This window comes from Colwellia ponticola (genome assembly GCF_005885605.1).
Taxonomy (GTDB): domain Bacteria; phylum Pseudomonadota; class Gammaproteobacteria; order Enterobacterales; family Alteromonadaceae; genus Colwellia; species Colwellia ponticola.
Genome location: NZ_SZVP01000020.1, coordinates 1 through 20,268 on the forward strand (window position 1 = coordinate 1; position 20,268 = coordinate 20,268).

General features: G+C 40.1%; 15 protein-coding genes. 5 read left to right on the top strand and 10 right to left on the bottom strand.

All coding sequences use genetic code 11. The features are described from left to right. Positions 1-188: 188 nt before the first annotated feature. The 6 genes from FCS21_RS15045 to FCS21_RS15070 form a co-directional block, all read right to left on the bottom strand. Entirely contained in the window at positions 189-584 is a 396-nt protein-coding gene (locus FCS21_RS15045; RefSeq protein ID WP_138624369.1) for a hypothetical protein, read from the bottom strand. 592 nt (positions 585-1,176) lie between these two features. Then, entirely contained in the window at positions 1,177-1,680 is a 504-nt protein-coding gene (locus FCS21_RS15050) for an FKBP-type peptidyl-prolyl cis-trans isomerase (protein WP_138624370.1), read from the bottom strand. 132 nt (positions 1,681-1,812) lie between these two features. Continuing rightward, positions 1,813-2,712: a DMT family transporter gene (locus FCS21_RS15055; protein WP_138624371.1), complete on the bottom strand. Its 900-nt coding sequence runs from the start codon at positions 2,710-2,712 to the stop codon at positions 1,813-1,815. A 22-nt stretch (positions 2,713-2,734) separates the two neighbouring features. Further along, on the bottom strand, positions 2,735-6,763 hold the full coding sequence (locus FCS21_RS15060) for an AAA family ATPase (protein WP_138624372.1): 4,029 nt from the start codon (positions 6,761-6,763) through the stop codon (positions 2,735-2,737). A 5-nt stretch (positions 6,764-6,768) separates the two neighbouring features. Further along, complete coding sequence (locus FCS21_RS15065; RefSeq protein ID WP_138624373.1) at positions 6,769-8,235, bottom strand: exonuclease SbcCD subunit D C-terminal domain-containing protein; 1,467 nt, start codon at positions 8,233-8,235, stop codon at positions 6,769-6,771. 108 nt (positions 8,236-8,343) lie between these two features. Continuing rightward, entirely contained in the window at positions 8,344-9,219 is an 876-nt protein-coding gene (locus FCS21_RS15070) for a LysR family transcriptional regulator (protein ID WP_138624374.1), read from the bottom strand. A 139-nt stretch (positions 9,220-9,358) separates the two neighbouring features. Here FCS21_RS15070 and FCS21_RS15075 point away from each other — a divergent pair, with 139 nt between their 5' ends. Both FCS21_RS15075 and FCS21_RS15080 read left to right on the top strand, forming a co-directional pair. Then, entirely contained in the window at positions 9,359-10,570 is a 1,212-nt protein-coding gene (locus FCS21_RS15075; RefSeq protein ID WP_138624375.1) for an MFS transporter, read from the top strand. 104 nt (positions 10,571-10,674) lie between these two features. Continuing rightward, a complete protein-coding gene (locus tag FCS21_RS15080) occupies positions 10,675-12,990 on the top strand; it encodes an FdhF/YdeP family oxidoreductase (RefSeq protein ID WP_138624376.1) in 2,316 nt (771 codons plus the stop codon). A gap of 42 nt (positions 12,991-13,032) precedes the next feature. Here FCS21_RS15080 and FCS21_RS15085 read toward each other — a convergent pair whose 3' ends face one another. Then, positions 13,033-13,974 carry a formate dehydrogenase accessory sulfurtransferase FdhD gene (locus FCS21_RS15085; RefSeq protein ID WP_138624377.1) on the bottom strand — a complete coding sequence of 314 codons (942 nt, stop codon included), beginning with the start codon at positions 13,972-13,974 and terminating at the stop codon, positions 13,033-13,035. Positions 13,975-14,108: 134 nt separating this feature from the next. On the opposite strand from FCS21_RS15085, the gene FCS21_RS15090 reads away from it, so the two are divergent. Further along, positions 14,109-15,251, top strand: a complete 1,143-nt coding sequence (locus FCS21_RS15090; RefSeq protein WP_306461465.1) for an NAD(P)/FAD-dependent oxidoreductase — start codon at positions 14,109-14,111, stop codon at positions 15,249-15,251. Positions 15,252-15,289: 38 nt separating this feature from the next. Here FCS21_RS15090 and FCS21_RS15095 read toward each other — a convergent pair whose 3' ends face one another. The 3 genes from FCS21_RS15095 to queE form a co-directional block, all read right to left on the bottom strand. Continuing rightward, positions 15,290-16,540 (bottom strand): exo-beta-N-acetylmuramidase NamZ family protein, encoded by a 1,251-nt coding sequence (locus FCS21_RS15095; RefSeq protein WP_138624378.1) that lies wholly within the window; start codon positions 16,538-16,540, stop codon positions 15,290-15,292. 7 nt (positions 16,541-16,547) lie between these two features. Further along, positions 16,548-17,474 carry an N-acetylmuramic acid 6-phosphate etherase gene (gene murQ / locus FCS21_RS15100; RefSeq protein ID WP_138624379.1) on the bottom strand — a complete coding sequence of 309 codons (927 nt, stop codon included), beginning with the start codon at positions 17,472-17,474 and terminating at the stop codon, positions 16,548-16,550. A gap of 82 nt (positions 17,475-17,556) precedes the next feature. After that, positions 17,557-18,225, bottom strand: a complete 669-nt coding sequence (queE, locus tag FCS21_RS15105; protein ID WP_138624380.1) for a 7-carboxy-7-deazaguanine synthase QueE — start codon at positions 18,223-18,225, stop codon at positions 17,557-17,559. Positions 18,226-18,372: 147 nt separating this feature from the next. On the opposite strand from queE, the gene queC reads away from it, so the two are divergent. Then, entirely contained in the window at positions 18,373-19,029 is a 657-nt protein-coding gene (queC, locus tag FCS21_RS15110; RefSeq protein ID WP_138624381.1) for a 7-cyano-7-deazaguanine synthase QueC, read from the top strand. Positions 19,030-19,233: 204 nt separating this feature from the next. Beyond that, complete coding sequence (locus tag FCS21_RS15115) at positions 19,234-20,208, top strand: ion transporter (protein WP_138624382.1); 975 nt, start codon at positions 19,234-19,236, stop codon at positions 20,206-20,208. Positions 20,209-20,268 lie beyond the last annotated feature (60 nt).

A 20,268-nucleotide genomic window follows, 5' to 3' on the forward strand; every position in this document is an offset into this window, starting at 1 on the left:
GCGTTAACTCACTTAATATGTGAAGTGAATAGAAAGAGTTCTAAATTAATGAACAAGGATCAGTGTATTTAACTTGACGTGGGGAGTCATACCAACGCCCTGTTAACAGGCAAAAAATAGTTGGTTAAAATTAGCGACGAAGGAGCAAGAACCAACTGTTTTTTGTCCTTTTGAGTGCCTTGTTAGTTTTATTTTGTACTGACTGAAAATAATGAACCGTCTCGCCAATCGATGTTATCCCCGATTGCTGACGCCGTTTTATGTAATGCCGAGGAAAAATCATCTCCAGAGCCGTAGATACCACAATCTTGACACTCACATAGATAAATTTTATTAGCTAATTTATAGACATTTAACTCTTTTTCACCACATTGAGGACAGTCATCAACCGACTCAAGAAATTCTTTCTTTTGTAGTTGAGCCGCATCATTGGCTTTTTTCTTTGTTTTAGCTATTAAAGCAAATGCATCTGAATTCATTTCTTTGATATCAGAGTCAAATTTTTCTTTTGCTCTTTCTTCAGCGCTCGGTGGTTGTGGTGCTTCTTCAGGGAAGTCTTCGAAATAATCAGACCATTCGCCCATATCCATTCATCCTTTTTAATGTACACACTTTGATAATAAAACTAACAGTTTATTATGAGGCAACAACCCTTGTTTCTACACGGTGGGATTAATCGTCCATAATTTTATAATAGCAACAGATTACTCGATTGCTATCGATAGATCAATGACTTAAAAATCAAGCACTAACTGGTCGACGTGTGAAAGCAGGCAATATGCACTCTTTCTTGTAGAAAGAAGGAAATAGCTTGAACTGTACAAAAAAAACAGCATCGCTCTACATGTAAAAGTAAATATAAAGTAATTAAATCAAAAAATACGACCTAATCACCTAAATTGCGCTTTTATTATTAGTAATGTTCACTTATTAAGCACTACTAATTGTCAGCTAGTGTTTAACTCAGCTGGCTGGTAGTTGTCTAAAATAGTCACTAGGGTAGCTCTACTGACAAGCCTGAGCCGTTAAGTAAATATCACAACTCTGGCTTATAATTCAATACAGCTATTCACCTGCTCAAGCACGCTCAACAAAAAAAGCGCTAAGCAGTTTAACTGCTTAGCGCTTTTTTTTCTTAACCGTTCACCGATAAATATTTTATCTATGAATTAGTAACTAGTGATCGTGGCCACAGCTGCTATCAGCGCTATGCACATGTCCATGAGCCACTTCTTCTTCAGTCGCTGCACGCACGTCAACTACGTCAATATCAAAGGTTAGTACTTTGCCCGCTAATGGTGGGTTAATATCAACAGTTACCATAAATTTACCTACTTTTAATACGGTAACTTGGCGTTGACCTTGTTCAGTTTGTACTGCAGCAGTCATGCCTTTTTTCCATTTAGCATTTTTGCTCACTAAACCCTGTAAGTGTTTAACTGGTACACGTTGCTCTAAGCCTTCTTGATAAGGGCCGTAAGCATCTTCTGGTTGTAAAGTTACCGAGAACTTATCACCTCTTTCTTTACCTGCTAATGCTTTTTCTAAACCAGGTAAGGTGTTGTTAGCGCCGTGTAAATAGGTAAGAGGTTCATGACCGTTTGATGATTCTATTTCTTCACCCGCTTCATTTTTAAGGGTGTAGTGAAAGTGAGCAACGGTTTTTTCAGCAATTTTCATAGTGTTCTCTTTTTAGTGCTTTTGTTAATAATTAGGTTATGTTGAGCATAATACCTTGCTTTAGTAAGTAATCAAAGAACTTGCCTACTACGACGAAATTTTTTGTCACTACGCCTTTTTATATCGCTTGGTTTATGAAGATAAAAGCAAGATAACGACACTCAGTACAATCAGGAACATACCTAAGTATTCTTTTAATGTGATAGTTTCTTTAAAAAGTCGATAGGTTAATGCCAAGGTAATAAAAAATTCAACCTGCCCTAATGCTTTTACGTAAGCCACTATTTGATAGCTAGCGCCGGTAAACCAGCCAATTGAGCCTAACACACTGGTAATACCCACAAATAAGCAAAGTCGCCAATGTTTGAGCATTAACGGCAATTGCTTTTTGTCTTCAATGTACACATAAACAAGCGAAATAAACGATTGCACTGTGATCATAAAGACTAAGGTAACTGCTGCGCTGACCATTAAGTCGGTATTAAGTGCCAAACTCGATTCTCGAATAAGCAAGGTAGTAATTGCTAAGCCAAGGCCCGCAGCTAAACCATAGCCAATACCAATAAGACTTTGTCGATCGGCTAAAATATCGCGTAGCCGAAACCTTACTTTAGAGACTAAAAACACCCCGACCACACCAACAATAACGCTAAACCAGCCTAAGCCAGACAGTGTTACGCCAAAAATTAACGCGCCAACAATGGCGACTTGTATGGCTTCAGTTTTAGCTAAACTGGTAGCCACCGCAAAATTACGATAACGAAAAGCCGCGACTAAACACGCCGTGCCCCATATTTGCATCACACAGGCAATTAACGCATATTGTAAAAAGCGATGGTTTAACTCAGGCACCGCAACTTGTCTAAAATCAAGCAGCCAGCCTAAATATAGCCAAGCAAACGGTAACGCGAATAGATACCGTACGCCCGTGGTCGCCATTGAGTTTAGCTTAGCCGATAATTGCTTTTGTCCCGCGGTTCTTACCGCCTGCATGGTGGCGGCTAATAAGGTAAAGTAAATCCAGGTATCCACAAATATTCCTAAAACTCAGTTACTAAGTGTTGTTAGCTTTTTTAGCTGTTTGACTGGCTTTGACTGTTAGCTCATTAGCCGTATCCGTATGAAATTCATACTGTTTATCTAAGCTGCTAATGCCTAATCCACTGAGTTTTCTTACCTTAATTTGTACGCCAATGCGTTCTTTTAAGGCATCAACATGGCTTATCACACCAATCATTTTACCACTGGCATTTAAGTTATCGAGCGCATCAAGTGCTACTTCTAACGTATTGTTATCGAGCGTGCCAAAACCTTCATCAAGAAATAACGAGTCAATACTGGTTTTATTACTCACTAAATCAGACAGCGCTAGGGCTAGTGCCAAACTGATTAAGAAGCTTTCACCGCCCGATAAGGTTTTAATATCGCGCGCCGCATCTCCTTGCCAGGTATCAACCACTTCAAGCGCCAAGGTATCACGTTGTTGACACTGCAATTGATAGCGACCAAACAGTCGCTCTAATTGTATATTAGCTAAGTGCACTAAATTCTCTAGCGTTAAGCTTTGTGCAAAACGTCTAAATTTAGCGCCATCAGCTGAGCCAATCAGTGCATTAAGGTGACTTAGATCATCTAATGCCAATTGCGATTTTTTTATTTGTTCAAGCAGTGATTTTTGTTGGCGTTTATTGGCTTGATCATGACTAATTTGTTGACTAAATTGTCCCATTTTTTGCTGACACTTTCGTAATAATTCAGACAAGTTAACTAGCGCTTGAGCGACTGACTTATCATTAACGTTATCATCAAAGCTCTCAATGCCGTCAACGGGCTCAATATCAGCGCCGGCGTCAATTAACGTCCGTTTTTTTTCAGCTAGTTCAAGCGTAACTTGCTCACTTTGCGCTATTAACATTTGTGCTTGTTTTTTGTTATCCGAAATATCGTTAGCCAGTTGATTTAGCTGCTGTTTTTCTTCTGGACTTATCAGCGCCAATAAAAACTGCTTTTCATCGTTAAAATGACTGCTAGCAAAGCGATTTTGCCAGTCAGTGTTTACCTGTTCATATTGTGTTGATAAAGTTGATAATTGTGTATTCGCGGTTGTTAGCTGACCTTTATGGCCTTGTTGCAACGACAGTTTTTCATGGTGTTGCTCTATAGCAGTATGTAAAGCACTTTCGCTCGCTTGGCGTTGCTTAGTCATGATGTCACGCAGCGCAGCAGTATTTTGCTGACGAGATTGCTCACTACTTAGAGCGTCAATACCCTGTTTGTCAACATTCAGTTCATCAACTCTCAGTTCAGTAAGCAAGGCAAGGCGTGAAGTACGCTGGTTAGTTAATTCATCTTCTTGCGACATTAACTGACTTTGTGTTTGCTCAAGCTGACTTTGTTGCTGGTCAACTTGTTGTTTTAACAAGCTCAATTGATGATCAAGGTTAGTTAACTGCTCTTGTGCTGCTTGGTAGGTATTCACCGTTGTTTGATATTCTTGTACTTGTTGCACTACACCATTGAGCCACTGTTCATCGATACAAAGCGTGGTCTCACTATCTGCTGATGTCCCTGGCAATGCTATCTTGGTGGTACTGATATCTGCTAACAACTGGGTATTAAGTGTTGCCAGCGCTTGTTGTGCCAAGGTTAAGCTGTCAGCAATTTTTGTCTGCAAATTATATTGAGCATTACCTTGCTCTTGTATTAAGTGCAACTGACTCTGCTCAATAGTCAGTTGCTTATCACAATCAATCATTTGCTGAGTATTTTGTTGTTGTGTTTGGTTAGTTTCTTGCAGTTTTTGTTGTAACGAAACAAGCTCGGTTAGTTGTTGTGAGCCTTGTGTTAATTGCTGAGTTAGCACCTGCTCTATCTCAACATCTTGTAGCGAAAGCGGTGACTTATCGTCACTTTCATAATCACGTTTACTGTCAACAACATTACTGCCAATATAACCGCTATCGCATTGTTCAACCGTTAAGGTTTGCCACTGTTGTTCTATACGGTGTTGATCGGTAGCGATGCTTGCTAAACGATTTTGCTGAGCGTTAAGTTGCGCTATTAATTGTGCTTTAACATCCTTAAACTGGTTACCCTGTTTTTCTATGGTTGCTAATTCATTATTGAGTAATGATAAACGCTGTTGATGCGCATCGCTATCTAAGGCTTGGTAGTCATTAATTGCCGGATGGTCAACCGAGCCACACAAAGGGCAAGCTTCTTCAGGTTGAAGTTTTGCTCGGTGCTCACTTAGCGCCATAATAGTTTGTTGCTGAGCAAGTAATGTTTCTACATCTTTTTTCTGCTGTTTTATCGCACTATAACTTTGACGTAACGCGCCGAGTTCTTGATCAGTTACCTGCAATTGCTGTTGGTCTTGCGCTTGTTGCTGGGTAATCGTTTTGTGCTCGTGCGCCAGTACAGTAAAGCGTTGCGCTAACTGTATCGCTTCTTTGAGCACTAGTTGTTGGTTTTGTCTATCACCTAGCGCTTGATTAAGTGCTGAGTTTAGCTGATTAAAACTAAGCGCTTGGTCTTGGGCTGTTTCGCTAGTAGCGGGGTTTGCAACAATAGCTTGCGCGAGTGGGCTACGTTGCACAAGCTGCTGAACTTGTGTGTCAATAGCTTGCTTTTGCTCAGTCAGTTGTTGTAATTTCCGGTCACTTTCTGCAATTTTTTGCTGTTGTAGCTGTTGCTGGGCAGTTAAGCTTGACAGTGTTTGTTCAACCGCGCTTTGCTCAGTTAATAAACGCTGGACATTCGTTTGTTGCGCCGTTAATTGCTGATATTGATTTTGCCAAAGTGGTAGTTTTTCAGGCAATAATTGCAATGCTTCATTAGTAGCTAAATACGCTTGCTGTTCTGCTACTTTACTTGCTGCAGCTTGTTGGGTAAGCGTTGCTGTTGCTAAGTTACTGTGATTATCTTTGAGTGTTTGGCTTTGCGTGGCAACACGGGCTTTTGACTCTTGCACTGTTGCTGTTTGATGAGCAATGGCATGCTCAAGTGGTTGAATTTTTTCTTGGATGACTTGTTCAATGACTTTTCGCTGCTTTTCTGCGGCAACTTGGCTATTTTTTAATGCGGTTAACGCAGCGTCACTTTCAATAACGACTTGATCAAGTTTAGCAAGTTGTGTTGTTTGCTCGGTCACTTGTTGCAATGTGTGCTGATATTGCTCGCGATAATGCACCATTTTCTCATAAGGTGCGCGCAGTGGCTCAGCGATTGACGATTGTGCAAGTCGCTCAAGATCTGCCTTAGCTAACTGCTCTTGCTCTTTTACCGCGGTTAGTTGCTGCTGTGCTGTTTTTTGGTTTTGCTCATTGGCAATAGCATTGCTGCACCAGTCTTTTACAGCCTGGGTGTATTGCAATTGTTTGGTTAATTGCTGCTCTTCATCAGTAGTTTGCACCAGCTGTTGCTCAAGTTCGCTCACTTGGGCATCGTCAAGCAAAATAACCCCTTGGCTTTTTGCTTGTAATAGCTTTAATTCATCGCTAGCGCTGCGATGCTCAGCAAAGACTTGTTTTGATAGTTCGCCGTAAATTTCAGTACCGGTCAATTGTTCTAGTAATTGCGCACGATCATTAGCGGGCGCATTTAAAAAGGCGGCAAACTCTCCTTGAGAAAGCATCATTGACTTGGTAAAACGTGAGAAGTTAAGCCCGGTTAAGGTGCTGATATCACTTCGCACCGTAGTCAGCTTGTCAGACACTATTGTGCCATCAAGTTTAGCCAATTCAGCTACCGGTTCTAATAAATTACCATCAAGCTTATTACGTGCACGTTTTTGGCTCCAAAAAGCTCTATAGCCTTGGCCTTTTACTTCAAATTCCACCTCGCTCATGCAATGGCTGGTATGGCGGGTCATTAATTGATTTTGTTTTTTAGAGACATTTAAACGCGGTGTTTGATGATATAGCGCTAAACAAATGGCATCGAGTATGGTGGTTTTACCTGCACCAGTAGGCCCGGTAATAGCAAACAAACCATTGTTATCAAAAGGAGCATCTCTAAAATCTATTTTCCAACTGCCTTTGAGTGAATTAATGTTCTCAAAGCGTAAACTTAATATTCTCATAAATTTTATTGCTTAACCTCTACAGCGTTATCACTTTTCATTGCAAGAGTACTTTTAAGTTCACTATCATCGGCTTGTTGCCCAGCAGCTAATGTGTCAACAATCTCTGTAAACAAGTGTTGCAAACGCGCTTTGCGAGCGATTTCTTCGTCAGTTTGCCAATCAAGTTGTGATAAACGTGAATCAAAAACATCCGTTAACGATAATTCACTTAACGTACTGTTATCTTGTTGTGAAAATTGGGCTTGTCGACGTTGTCGTGCTTTTTTACAACGCCTTACTAGCAATACTTCAAAAGGCATATCAACAACAAGATCACTAACCCGCTGTGATAAATCACTTAAGTGATCGCCATTATCAATTTCAATATCTAGCCAAGCTTTTAAGGTGTTTGTTTCATTAAGTTGCATTTGCTGTACTTTAAACGCTTCAAATTCAACCAAGGTGTTTTTCAAGTTCTGTTCCAGTTCGTCAACCGATGTTTTCACCATATATAAGGGCTGAAAGCGCGGTATAATGATATCGCTAACTTGGCTCAACTTACCCGCACTAAACTCAACCATCAATACGCGCTTATCTTGTTTGGCTTCATCAAAACTCAACGGAATGGGTGAACCGCAATAGCGAATATGCGCTGATTTAGCCACCTGTTGCGCGCGGTGAATATGTCCTAGGGCAATATAATCAGCTGGTGGAAAAGCACTCGCGGGAAAGACTTCTAAAGAACCAATATAAATATCTCTCACTGAATCACTTTTACTGTCACTTACGGATACGCCAAGCGCGGTTAAATGACCTGTGGCAATAATAGGTAGTAATTCGCCCTGCGCTAAATTTTGCGCTTTGGCGAACTGCTTTGCTAGGGTAAGTGCGTGTTGATAAAGATATTGGTAATGATCGCTGATCGCTTGTTGTAAACTTTGTTGTTTATCTTTAGCTGATTGTCCTGCTCTACTTTTAATGACATCACGAGGTCGCACAAAAGGAATGGCGCAAATAATCGCTGACGGTTGCCCTTTAGTATTTAATAGCGGAAACACTTGCTGATTTAGCGCGGCGCTTTGGGCGTTACTCTCACTTTCACCGTCACTTTCACATGTACTCTCATCAATTAACGACGGTGTTAACGCAGAAATAACTTGCGGAATAGCCTGAGTAATAACCCGAGTAGATAAACTGGCTAACACCGCTTGAGATTCCGACAGCATAGCAACAGAATCATGATTTCCTGCTAAAACAATAAGTTGGCATTGGCTACCATGTAACTTAGCGATAAAGTCAAAATACATTTCACGGGCATAGCTTGGCGGTGTTGCCGTATCAAAAATATCACCCGCAACAATAATAGCATCAATGTTATGCGTGCTAACTTGGTTTAATAACCAGCTAAGAAATTGTTGATGTTCATTGGCGCGGCTTTTGCCGTAAAAGTATTGGCCAAGATGCCAATCTGAGGTATGAATAATGCGCATAACGTAGAAGAAAACTGTGCAATGAAGAATGCGCCATAGTTTACCTGAACAGATAAACTATGGGTAGTAACACTGGGTTTACTTACACTGTGGGCGTAAATTAGCTAATTAGCATGAACGATACTCTTTAACGAATGCTAAAAAGGCTCTGTCTGCTAACGATAAATAGCCATTTTTTCGCCAAGCCATAGCAATGTTAAGGTATACAGGCTCTTCAAAAGGGATAGCAATAACGCCTTTTTCATGTTCGGTAACCAACTCAAGCAGTGCTGATATTGAAAAATTATGGCGAACTATATTTAACATCATCGGTAATAAGTTGGTTTCAAAAGATATTTTGGGGGTGAAATGGTATTTATGACAAACATCATCAATAAACTCTCGATGAAAGTAGCCGGCTTTAAACATAACCAACTCTTCTTTAAAAAAATCATCAAATTTCATCACCGGTTGAGCAGCTAAATGATGTGCTTCACTGACTACGGCGACCATCTGCGAGGTGATTAAGTGTGTTGTCTCAAGTCGCTCTGGTACTGCTTCATTATGTATTACGCCTAAATCTAACTCTCCTGCTAACAACATTTGTCGAATAGATTGTGTACCGGCTTCAATAATAGTGAGTTTAAGATTAGGATATTGGCTTTTAAAACCCATTAATATTTCAGGAAAAAGATACGATCCTAACATACTCGGCACGCCTAGTTTTACCTCTCCTTTTTCAAGGCCTTTTAGCTCAGCCATGGCAATAGTCGCATCGTCAATTTGCTGTAAAATAAGACGAGCGTGCTCAAGTAACACTTTACCTTCATCGGTTAAGGTCACTTTTCGTTCATTACGATGAAACAAAGGTACATCAAGATGTTGCTCTAATTTTTTGATAGCCACACTTAAGGCCGGCTGGGCAATATGCAACTGCTTGGCTGCGTGGGTAAAGTTTTCTGTTTCGACCAGTTTAACAAAGTACCTTAATAAGCGCGTGTTCATTACTATTACCTCAAGCTATAACCTTAAACTATCATTGTGATAGTTATTATATATTTTAATTATTAAAATAATATTGTTATTCTCTTGCCAATTCGTCTAATAGCTTTTTATTAAACACCATCTGTTGAGTGTTATCACCATGATTGAAGTAAAAACAGCGGCTTATCGCCGCGCCAGCTTTGCCTTAGCGTTAGGCTCTTTTATTGTCTTTTGTAACTTATACATGTTTCAGCCCATGCTACCGCTAATGGCTGAAAAATTTAACGCCAGTGCCTTAGCCATTAACTGGTTATTAGCCGCTGGTACGTTAACTTTAGCCTTAACATTAGTGCCATGGGCTATCGGCTCAGAAATGTTTGGTCGCCGTAAAGTGATGATGCTCAGTTTGTTTGCCTTACCCTTTGCTGGCATGGCCATGTTGTTAACAGATTCTTTAATTATGTTAACTATCACACGCGGGATAATGGGCATAGCGCTGGCTGGCTTTGCTGCGGTTGCTGTTGCCTATATGGCTGAAGAGTTTAGCCCCAAGGCGTTAATGCTTGCCATTGGTGGCTACATTAGTGCTAATTCGTTAGGCGGTATTACTGGGCGTTTATATGGCGGCTTTGCCACTGAGTATTGGGGCTGGCAAATGGCGGTTGTTGGTATGGCTATTGCTAGTTTAGTCGGCGCACTAGTCGTTCATCGGCTACTGCCCGAGCAGAAATATTTTGTCCCTAAAAAAGGTCAATTTCATAGCCATAACCGTGATGTTATCGGTCACTTAAAGCAAGCTAAATTATGGTTAGCTATGCTAATTGGCGGCATCAACTTTGCTTTATTCGTTAACCTTTATACCGTGATGGGCTTTCGTTTAGTCGAGCCGCCTTACTCACTGTCTATTAGCTTCACTTCAATGATTTTTTTATGTTATCTCAGTGGTACTATTACCGCCAAGTTAAGTGGTCGTTGGAGCCAAGCGTATAACCCAATAAGTGGTATGGTATTAGGCACAACGATTAGTGCTGTAGGCATGTGGATCGCTGCTTACGACTCATTGTACGCTATGCTCATTGGTTTATTATGCATTAGCTCTGGCGCTTTTTTTACCCATTCGCTTGCCTATGCTTGGGTCAGTAAAAATGCCACGACGGCAAAGGCGACCGCAACAGCATTATACCTTATGCATTATTACGTTGGCGGTAGTTTAGGCGGCTTTTATTTAGTGGCCTGTTGGCAATACGGCAACTGGCATGGCGTACTTGCTGGCGCTATGGTGCTCTATACGTTAATTTATTTATTGTGTTGGTTGTTACACCGCAATACCTTTAACCCATTTAAAGAAGATAAAGTAGCCGTCATACTTTAGGTTGATTGACTGGTATCTACCATCAACCTCTGTATATAATTGCTCAATAAATGGTAGTCTACTTTTACAATTACCAATAATATCATGATTCAAAGGTGTATTTTATGTCTGAACATTTTAGTAAAAAACCCAATAAAGCCGGTGGTTTTTCGTCATTAACTTCGACCTTAAAATACATTATTCAAAGCCAGCAACCACAAACCAATGTTAAAAACTTATTAAAAGCCAACAAAGATAAAGGCTTTGATTGTCCAGGTTGTGCTTGGGGGGATGAAAAAGAAGGTTTGCTACAATTTTGTGAAAATGGCGCTAAAGCTATTGCTTGGGAGTCTACCAACAAAAAAGTTGCCGCAGACTTCTTCGCACAATATAGTGTCAGCCAATTACAAAAACAGAGTGATTATTGGTTAGAATATCAAGGTCGGTTAACCGAGCCGATGAAGTACAATAAACACACTGATCATTACGAAGCCATTAGCTGGCACGATGCCACTCAATTAATCGCTGATAAACTCAACGGTTTAGCCTCGCCGAATGAAGCTGAATTTTATACCTCAGGGCGTGCGAGTAATGAAGCGTCATTTCTTTATCAATTATTTGGCCGACTTTACGGCACTAATAATTTTCCTGATTGTTCAAACATGTGTCACGAAGCCAGTGGCGTCGCCTTAAATGAAGCCATTGGCATTGCCAAAGGTACGGTAGTTTTAGACGATTTTAACCACGCTGAGGCAATATTCGTTTTTGGACAAAATCCGGGGACTAATCACCCTAGAATGATGAATGCCCTGCGCAAAGCCGCACGCGGTGGTTGTAAAATAGTGAGTTTTAATAATTTAAAAGAAGTGGCGCTCGAGCGCTTTGCTAGTCCGCAAGATGCAATAGAGTTATTAACGCCTAAGGCGACCACTATCAGTCATGCTTATTTTACCCCTAAACTAGGCGGCGATATGGCAGCCGTGCGTGGTATCGTAAAAATTATTCTTGCCCGTAATGCGGCGCGTATTGACAGCAATGAGTCAGCAATTATAGATAAAGCTTTTATTGAGCAACATTGCCAAGACTTTGAACAATACCAACAAGTCGTTAATGACACATCATGGCAACAAATTGAGCAACAATCGGGCCTATCGTTTAAGCAATTATCACAAGCCACTGATATATTTTTAAATGCCAATAAGGTCATTTGTACTTGGGCGATGGGTATTACCCAGCACAAACATTCTGTCGCCACTATTCAAGAAATTGTTAATTTACAGCTGTTGTCTGGCAATATTGGCAAACAAGGTGCTGGTTTATCGCCGGTTCGCGGCCATTCGAATGTGCAAGGCAATCGCACCATGGGCATCAATGAAAAGCCCAGTGCCGACTTTATCGATAAACTATCGCGCGCTGTTGATGCCTCTTTACCTAAGGCAATGGGACATAACGTTTATTATGCGTTAAATGCTTTATTAGAAAAAACCAGTAAGGTGTTAATTTGTTTAGGCGGTAATATCGCCCAAGCAGCACCTGATACCAAACAAACGCATCAAGCGTTAAAAAATACTGAATTGAATGTACAAATAAGTACCAAGCTCAACCGTAGTCATTTATGTATCGGTGAAGATGCGCTTATTCTGCCCTGTTTAGGGCGAACAGAAATAGATTATCAAGACAGCGGTGAGCAATTTATTACCGTTGAAGATACGTTTAGTATGGTACATGCCTCGCAAGGTAGTGTCACTCCACTGGCAAATACCCTACATTCTGAAACCGCTATTATTGCCGACATTGCTCAAGCAACGTTAAAAAACACCACAGTCAACTGGCAACAATTAAAAGGTAATTATGATCTCATTCGTGATTTGATTGCACAAAGTATTTCAGGCTTTAGCAATTTTAATCAAGTACTTGAGCAACCAGGTGGCTTTTACTTAGGTAACAGTGCTGCACAGCTACAATGGAAAAATCCTCAAGGAAAAGCCTTATTTGCTGCACACGCACTACCTCGTAGTATTGTGAGTGTTTCTGAAGAAAAACTGCACGAGCTTGAACATAACAAGCAAAAACTTTATACCTTACAGTCACTACGATCGCATGATCAGTACAACACCACCATCTATGGTATGAACGATAGATATCGCGGGGTAAGTAACGCCAGAAATGTATTATTTATCAATGAAAAAGATGCGCTAAAGCAAGGATTTAAAAATAACGACTATGTTGATATTACCTCAATTTGGTCTGATAACGAAAACAGAACGGTGACTAATTTTGTCTTGTGTTTTTACGATATCCCCAGGGACAACCTTGCCGCTTATTACCCAGAAACCAATCCGTTAGTGCCACTTGATAGTTATGGTGATCGCTCTTATACACCTACCTCAAAGTCAGTTGCGGTTATCATTACTAAAGCGATAAACCCGCCGCTCATTTAATGATAACAATAACTTACAGCTAATAAGTCCAGTGATTAGGCGTTAAGTAGTTAAGCGCCAATCACCATGATAAACATTAAAGCCTGTATTGCTCACAAAGCCTATTAAGGTTAAATCAAATTGCTTGGCTGCTTGTATGGCAAGATCTGAGGGAGCGCCAACGCCAATAAGCACACTAATACCAGCCATAATGGTTTTTTGTACTATCTCAAAACTGATGCGACCACTCACTAATAATATCCATAGCGGTGCTACTTGTGGCTGCTCATTTTCCGACTCATTTCCCGCATGATTTTTCGATAGTAATGCACCAATGACTTTATCTACGGCATTATGACGACCTATATCTTCGTGCAAGTGTTGTATGGTTAACGATTGATCAAATAATGCCACGCCATGAACACCGCCAGTTTGGTCAAAAAGGCCTTGTTCTTGGCGCATTTTATTGGACAATAATAATAACGATTGCACGGCAAGTGCGCCTTTATGGGCTGTATTAGCTAAGTTGATTGTGGTTTTTAACTGCAATTTTTTTAAGGACGTTGTGCCGCACAAACCACAACTGGAGTAACTCATCATATATCGTTCTATTAATGATAAATCAGGAATGAATCCATTAGTAAAGTGAACTAACCATTCATTTTGTTGACCTTCGCCAGCAATATCTGCAGAGGTTAGTGTTATTGACTCAATATCAGTTAACTGCTTTATCACGCCTTCACTATGTAATAAGCCAAGAATCAAAAAGTAGTCGTGCCCTGGGGTGCGCATGGTAATAGTGAAGACTTTGCGTTTAATAAGGTCTTGCGCTAACCAAGATAAGCTTATCTGTAAAGGTTGCTCAACAATGACGGTATCGGTACTGATTTTTCTTATCAGCTTCACCTGCGGATTTACCGCACGGTCAAGATTTTTATCAATAAAGGTATAACTGACCTTGTTAATCGTTTTGGTTGCGTTTTCAGATATTGCAGTATTGTTCATATAAAAATCTAATACCAATGTCGTTATGAATGAGTTGTTTACTGTGTTCAGTTTATTTAGTGCTGAAAGTTTAACGTCTTACTTTCAAAGTAGAAAGAAGTAGTTACAATATATAACTAATAAAAGTGGTCGTAATGTATGCGAACTCAAAGAAAGCGAAGGATATTATGGATAACGTAGAAGTACTTATTGTTGGTGCCGGTGTTATTGGCTTAGCCATAGCAGCTAAACTCAGTCAGCAGTTTAATGAGGTATTAGTTATTGATAAAAATGCTAGTTTTGGTGAAGAAACCAGTAGCCGTAACAGTGAAGTCATTCATGCAGGGATTTACTACCCGCAAAATAGTCTCAAAGCGATGTTATGTGTGCAAGGTAAAGCCATGCTTTATCAATATTGCCAAGCTCGACATATCCCAGTAAATAAAATAGGTAAGTTATTGGTTGCCAACGGCGAAGAAGAGCAGCTATCACTTGAAAAAATACGCATCAATGCGCTAAACAATGGCGTAGATGATTTAACTTGGCTTGATCAAACGCAATTAACACAGCTTGAACCGTCATTGCGTGCTACGGCGGCTTTGCACTCGCCATCAACCGGTATTATTGACAGCCATGCTTATATGCAAAATTTATTAGCGGAAGCTGAACAAAATAATGCGATGTTTGTTGCACAAACTAAACTGATTAGTGCCACGCCAACGAATAATGGCTTTGAAGTGCGCTTAGATAGTCAGGGTGAAGTACTGTCTATGCAATGTAAATATCTGATTAATTGTACCGGTTTACATAGTGAAGCCGTAGCAAAGTGTATTAAAGGTTTAGATAGCGCACATATTCCTAAATTGCATTGGTGTCGAGGTCATTATTTTTCTTATCAAGGGAAAAGCCCTTTTAAACAGCTTATTTACCCTATTCCACGCGATAATGGCTTAGGTATTCATGCTTCTCTTGATATGGGCGGACAATTAAAATTTGGTCCTGATACGCAGTATATAGAGCACTTGGATTATCATTTCCCGGAAAACCTCAAAGAAGCGTTTATCCGACAAATATCACGCTACTTTCCAACGTTAGACAAAAACAAGTTACAGCCTGCTTATGCCGGTATTCGCCCTAAACTGCAAGGCGCTGACGATCCTTTTAAAGATTTTGTCATTCAAACAAGCGAGGTACATCAGCTTAACGGGCTGATAAACCTATTTGGCATTGACTCACCCGGGTTAACGTCGAGTTTGGCTATTGCTGAGTATGTCGCTGAACAAATCAATAAGCGCTAATACCTTATAGCTAGAGCCTACTATTAAGGAGCATAGCATTAAGGGTATAATAAATACGGTGCGCGCTGGTGTTTAAAGTGAGTAATACCTTCACGCCAGCTAAGTTTAATTTGCTCAGCGCTTTGTCCTGCCATTATCGCTTTTCTTAACTTATCCGTACCGGCCAACTTGTCGAAAAATGTTGGGCTGGTAAAAAAAGTAACGCCTTGCTCGCTAAAAGCGTTATACCACTGGATAATAAATGTTAAATCTAAGCTATGGCTTGTCACTTGACGAAGATCTTGCCCTGTTAACTTTTTATTCATTAACTTAGGTTTACTGGCAGCACCAGGCGTAGAGACGGGGGTAAAGGTAAAGTTATCTGCGCGAGAGTCTATGTTTGAAGAAACCGTGACTTTATCATGACCGATCACCTGAAACGGAAAAGGCGTGCCCCGACCAATACTTACCGGGGTGGCTTCAAAAAAAGCCAATGATGGATAGAGCGCAATGGACTGATCATTAGGTAAGTTAGGGCTTGGTTTAATGGCTAATGTATAAGGTAAGTTACGTTGATAATTTGCCACTTTAACCACGCTAAGCGCTAATTTTTTATCACTTGTTAACCAACCTTCACCATTAATCATCAGCGCCAGTTCAGCAACAGTCATGCCATGTAATAAAGGTATGGTGTGCATACCAACAAATGAGCGAAACGCTGCTTCTAATATTGGGCCATCAACAAAGCCGCCATTAGGATTGGGTCTGTCTAAGACGATAAACTCGATGCCCGCTTGTGCTGACGCTTCCATCATATAGTGCATGGTACTGATGTAAGTATAAAAGCGCACACCAACATCTTGAATATCAAACACGATAACATCGATTTTTTTCAATAAGCTTAACGAAGGCTTGCGGTTTTTACCATACAGTGACACCAGCGGTATGCCGGTTTTAGTATCAACACTAGAGTCAAATTTTTCACCCGCATCACGATCGCCACGAAAGCCATGCTCAGGGGCAAAAATCATGTTAATCGTTATATTGTGTGTTAATAACACATCCACTAAGTGCTGATTAAACACGAGAGACGTTTGATTGACCACCAAACCAACGCGTTTACCTTTTAGTTTTGGCAGGTATTGCTCTAATTGCTCAGCCCCGACGATTATCTTTTGGGTCGCGCTAACCTTAACGTTAGCAGCAGTATCAACACGAGTATCAATACTCGCAAATACTGGCAAGGAGCAACTAACGAAATAACAAGCTAGTAATAAGCTTATGGCTTTAGTCAGTGTAACGAACGCCATAATGCTATTAACCTTTTTGTTGCTCGACGGCTTTACGTAAAAAACCTTTATTATTATCTAGTGCTGCTTTAGCTTGAGCACAGTTTAAACCTGTCAATACCATTAAACTGGCTAGTTTAGTTTGATTATTAGCTTGCGTTAACGCCTGTGCCGCGGTGTCAAAATCGCACTCTGTTGCCTGCATGACAATACGAATAGCACGCGCGTAGAGTTTGTCATTACTGGCATTGACATCAATCATTAGGTTTTGATAACTCTTGCCACTGCGGATCATACTGGCCGTGCTAAGCATATTTAAAATAAGTTTTTGCGCGGTACCTGATTTCATTCGCGTAGAGCCTGTTAGTACTTCAGGGCCAACCACGGCACAAATATCAACATCACTGTGTTGTGCATAGCTGCTGTTAGCGCTACAACTAATCCCAATGACTTTTGCGTTTTGACTTTTAGCAAAAGCCATTGCTGATAAAACATAAGGTGTACGGCCACTGGCCGCAATCCCCACTAAGACATCGTTACGGGTTAAGTTGATTTTTTTCAAATCATCAATGGCTAATTGCTTATTATCTTCTGCGCCTTCAACCGCCTTATACATAGCGCCAGCGCCACCGGCAAGAATACCAATAACCTGTTCACTTGACACACTAAACGTAGGTGGACATTCCACTGCATCAAGCACACCTAAGCGGCCACTAGTGCCAGCGCCAATATAAATCAGTCGACCACCACAAGCAAAAGCATCGACAATAAAGTCAACCGCTTGGGCTATTTCAGCTAATAATTGCTCAACGATAACCGCGACTTTTTTATCTTCAGCATTGATTTTTTTAAGGACGCCTAAGGTGTCTAATAAATCAATATCTACCGTATTAGGGTTTCGCCCTTCGGTGGTAATACTGTTTAGCTGATTAACTAACGCAACTTGACTGTCCATTGACTGCTCTCGTGATGTTTTTACTGCTGATGTACTTGTGAAATATTCTCTAGCGTGGCTGTTGAAGCTATCGATAAAGATATTATTCGATACCAATATATTTATGCACTTGCACAGATAAACGCCAATTATTGGCGATACAGCTTGCTATCGCTAGTTCGGTTGCGCGTTTCTTTTGACTGATAGGTTGTATATAAATAGGCGTATTTACTACCTTGTGCTGAGCCAGTAACGCTTTTAGTTCATCGATATGCTGCTCTGTGGCAACGGGGTGTTTAATTTCGTTAGCCCGAGACATAGCACTTGCTAATACTTTATAACCTCCGCGCATATTAATTTTAGGTGATACGGTTACCCAGCACTTTTCAGTCGTGATAATTTCAAAGGTACCTGATGTTTCAATTTGTGTGCTGTAACCTTGTTGCTCTAATGCTGCACACAGCGGTGTTAAATCAACCATACAAGGCTCGCCACCGGTAATGACAATGTGCTTAGCTTGAAAGCCTTTGTCTTTCACTAATGCCAAGACATCTTCCGCGCTAAAATTAGCCCACTGTACGGTTTCTTCGGTTTTATTCAACATCACCTCAGGGCTAACTTGATCAGCAAGTTCAATATCCCATGTGTGTTTAGTATCGCACCACGAGCATCCTACAGGACAACCTTGTAATCGAATAAAAATAGACGGTTGTCCTGTAAAGGAGCCCTCTCCTTGAATGGTTTCAAAAAGTTCATTAATTTTATAGTTCATGGCAATTATGGATGTCTCTTCTACATTATGGTGTGTTTTAGTGTTTTTATTAAGTCGTTATACACTTTATGCTTTAGCCTACTACTGATTTCAAGTAACATAACAGTTATTTTTATTATACCTTAGATCAATTAAGAGAGCTTTGAAATGACTGAAAAAGTTGTTGTTATTTATTCTGGTGGCATGGACTCATTTACGGTATTAAACCGTGCTTTACAAGATGGAAAAGAAGTATTTTCATTATCTTTTGATTATGGTCAACGCCATGTAAAAGAGTTAGAGTGCGCTAATACAGTTTGCAATGCGTTGGGTGTAAACCATAAAGTAATTGATATTTCAGCAATTAATCAATTACTTGCTGGCTCTTCATTAACTGATGATATTGATATTCCTGAAGGCGAATACGAAACAGATAACATGAAATCAACGGTAGTCCCTAATCGTAATATGGTGTTGTTGTCTTTAGCGGTTGCCTATGCGGTGTCTATTGGGGCTGAGCAAGTCTATTATGGTGCGCATTCTGGTGATCATGCTATTTATCCTGACTGTCGCCCTGAATTTCTCGAAAAAATGAATGACGTGTGTAAAATTGCTAACTATGAAAGTGTGGAAATATTTAGTCCTTATCTAAACGTTGATAAAACAGCAATTCTTGCTGATGGTATCTCAATGGGTTTAGATTACAGTAATACTTGGACCTGTTATAACGGACGAGATAAAGCTTGTGGTAAGTGTAGTTCGTGCCAGGAGCGCTTAGCCGCTTTTGCCGATAATAATCAAACGGACCCTATCGCATACGAATAACATATCGGTTTTAACGCTTCTATTTCCTTTATAAATTTTACTAGTAACTTATATTGAATATTGATGCGTAACGGTTCACTGTCCTTATTATCTAAGGACAGTTGCTTTCGACACTTAAGTCTACTAGCTATCATCGAAGATAATGTGATATGAACTCGGTTTTTTCTTACTATCAATTTATAAACGCAATTAAAAAGTGAAGTTATGACTGAACCCAAGTTAGCGGTCAATAGTGCAAGCAATACGATGACACAATCCTACCGAGCTACAACATATCAACTGCTTGAAGAGCATACTAATATGACTCTGATAGCTAAAATAATTAATATATCTTTGATTATGCTCATCATCACCAATGTGATAGCCACCATCTTTGAGTCAGAGTCTAGTTACCATCAACAATACTTAGTTGAGTTTACCGTATTTGAATTAATCTCCTTAACTATCTTTTGTATTGAATACGGCTTACGGGTGTGGTGCTGCGTTGAAGCAAAAAAATATCAAAACCTATCCCCAAGTAAAGCAAGAATTAAGTACATACGCAGTGGCGTCGCCTTAATTGACCTTATTACTATATTACCTTTTATTTTAGCACTATTTTTCAATATTGATTTACGCTCATTACGTCTTATTAGAGTGTTACGTTTATTAAAGCTAACGCACTACTTTAAAGGCTTTAATATTTTTATTTCAGTGATTGCTAAAGAGTTGAAAAGTATTACCGCCGCTATGCTGGTGATGGTATTTATTATCACCATTGCTGCAAGCTTAATGCATATTATTGAAGGTAGAGTTCAACCTGAAACTTTTGGCAGTATATTAAAATCATTATGGTGGTCTGTTGTGACCATGACAACGGTTGGTTATGGCGATGTCGTACCTGTTACGCCCATAGGAAAATTAATTGCTACCATTATTATGCTGATTGGTGTTGGCTTGGTTGCCTTGCCTGCAGGTATGCTAGCGGCCCGATTTGGTGAAGAGCTTAGAGAGAGAAAAGAAGATCTCGACAGTAAAATAAAGCAAGCGTTAGCTGATGGTTATATAGGGCAAGAAGAATATCAAGAGCTAGTAGAGTTAGCTGATAGATTAGAGATTGACCCAGAAGATTTCCAACGCACTATTGCGCAATTTAAACGCATCAATAACCACGAGAAGTGTCCGCACTGCGGTAAATAGTAATAACGCTAATTCTCATGTTAAACCATAAGAATTAGCAACGACTACTTTTACTCAAAC